Annotated in this window: 2 protein-coding genes; both read left to right on the top strand. The window is 64.5% G+C overall.

Annotated features, from left to right (window positions below):
• The coding region (locus POM99_RS22245) for a Mu transposase domain-containing protein (protein WP_438823051.1) at positions 1-970 on the top strand (970 nt) is incomplete at its 5' end.
• On the top strand, positions 957-1,685 hold the full coding sequence (gene istB, locus POM99_RS22250; protein ID WP_277281002.1) for an IS21-like element helper ATPase IstB: 729 nt from the start codon (positions 957-959) through the stop codon (positions 1,683-1,685). The genes POM99_RS22245 and istB, both read left to right, overlap by 14 nt.
• Positions 1,686-1,894 lie beyond the last annotated feature (209 nt).

Consider the following 1,894-nt stretch of genomic DNA (forward strand, 5'->3'; position numbering starts at 1 on the left):
TGTCCAGGGGTTCGAGTTTTTCGGCGGGGTGGCGCTGCGCGGGATCTACGACAACATGAAGACGGCGGTGACAGCGGTGTTCGCTGGCAAGGATCGGGCCTTCAACCGGCGCTTTCTGGTGATGATGGACCACCATCGGATTGAGCCGGTGGCCTGCACGCCGGCGGCGGGCTGGGAGAAGGGGCAGGTCGAGAACCAGGTGCTGAACACGCGCGAGAGCATGTTCAAGCCGCGCCCGCGCTTTGCCAGCATCGAGGAGGGCAACGCGTGGCTGATGGCAGAGAGCCTGCGACAGGCCAGTGCCCAGGCGCATCCCGCTCTTGCCGGCATGACCGTTGCCGAGGCCTTCGAGATTGAGCGTGGATCGTTGCGCCCCCTGGGGCCAGCCTTCGACGGCTTCTTCGAGAGCGACCACGTCGCCAGTTCCACCTGTCTCGTCAGCTTCGATCGTAATCGCTACTCGGTAATGGCCAAGGCTGGGCGGCAGGCGGTGCAGGTGCGCGCCTATGCCACACGCATCGTAATCCGCTGTGGCGACGAGGTCGTGGCCGAGCACCCCCGCCTGTTCGGGCGCGATCAGGTGCTCTACGATCCCTGGCATTACGTGCCGGTCCTGGCCAGGAAGCCTGGCGCCCTGCGTAACGGCGCGCCGTTCATGGACTGGCCGTTGCCTCCGGGCCTGGCCGCACTGCGCAAGGCGCTGGGCAAGGGCAATGACGCCGACCGTCGCTTTGTACGGGTTTTGGCGCAAGTCCCCGAGGAGGGCCTTGAGGCCGTCGAAGCCGCGATCCAGGAAGCCCTGCAAGCGGGGCTCAGCAGTGACGAGGTCATCCTCAATATCCTCTCGCGACGGCGCCTACCGCCACCGTCGGAGCCGATCAGCGTGCTGACCAACCTGCGGCTCGTTCATCCTCCCCAGGCCGATTGTGCCCGCTATGATCGAGCGCGAGGCATCCATGCAGCGGCATGAGATCATCGCCCATCTCAAAGCCCTTGGCCTCAAGGGCATGGCTGGGGCCTTCGATGAAGCGGTCACCACCGGTGTCCAGAGGGGGCGGACCATCCATGAGATGCTCACCGACCTCCTGCGCGCCGAGACAGTCGCCCGTGAGGCAGCATCGATCCGTTACCGGATGCATGCCGCCAAGCTGCCCGAGATCAAGGATCTGGACAACTTCGAGTTCGTCGACACGCCGATCAACGAAGGGCTGGTGCGCTCACTCCATGCTGGCTCATTCTTGCCTGCGCGGCGCAATATCGTCGCGGTAGGCGGCACTGGTTCGGGCAAGACGCATCTTGCCCTCGCCATCACCGCTGCCACGGTGCGCGCCGGGGCCAGAGGCCGCTTCTTCAACACCGTCGATCTGGTCAACCGGCTCGAAGAAGAAGCCAGGGCAGGCAAAGCAGGAACACTTGCCAGTCAGCTCGCCCGCCTCGATCTCGTCGTCCTCGACGAGCTGGGATACCTGCCGTTCGCCCTCGTCGGTGGCCAACTGCTGTTCCACCTGATCAGCAAACTCTACGAAAAGACCTCGGTGATCATCACCACCAATCTCGCCTTCGGTGAGTGGCCCACGGTATTCGGCGACGCCAAGATGACTACAGCCATGCTCGATCGCATCACCCATCACTGCGATATCATCGAGACCGGCAACGACAGCTGGCGCTTCAAACACCGCAACTGACAAACCCCTTCCCCCGGACCCCCATCCCCGGCGGTTAACCCGGTGGGTCCACAGGTCCCTCCCACGCATGCCGCCGCCAGCGCACCTGACGGCGCGCGACGGCATGCGCGGGCCCCTCCCATGGACTACCGGGATAACCGCCTGCCAGACCGATAGGGGGGTCAGTTTTACGCGCCGATCAGGGGGTCAACTTTGAACGCCGATTGACA

This window comes from Novosphingobium cyanobacteriorum (assembly GCF_029436685.1).
In the GTDB taxonomy this organism is placed as follows: Bacteria; Pseudomonadota; Alphaproteobacteria; order Sphingomonadales; family Sphingomonadaceae; genus Novosphingobium; species Novosphingobium cyanobacteriorum.

Bases quoted from the DNA above. Each gene is read 5' to 3' on its own strand.
- istB (WP_277281002.1), top strand. From the start codon at position 957: ATGCAGCGGCATGAGATCATCGCCCATCTCAAAGCCCTTGGCCTCAAG.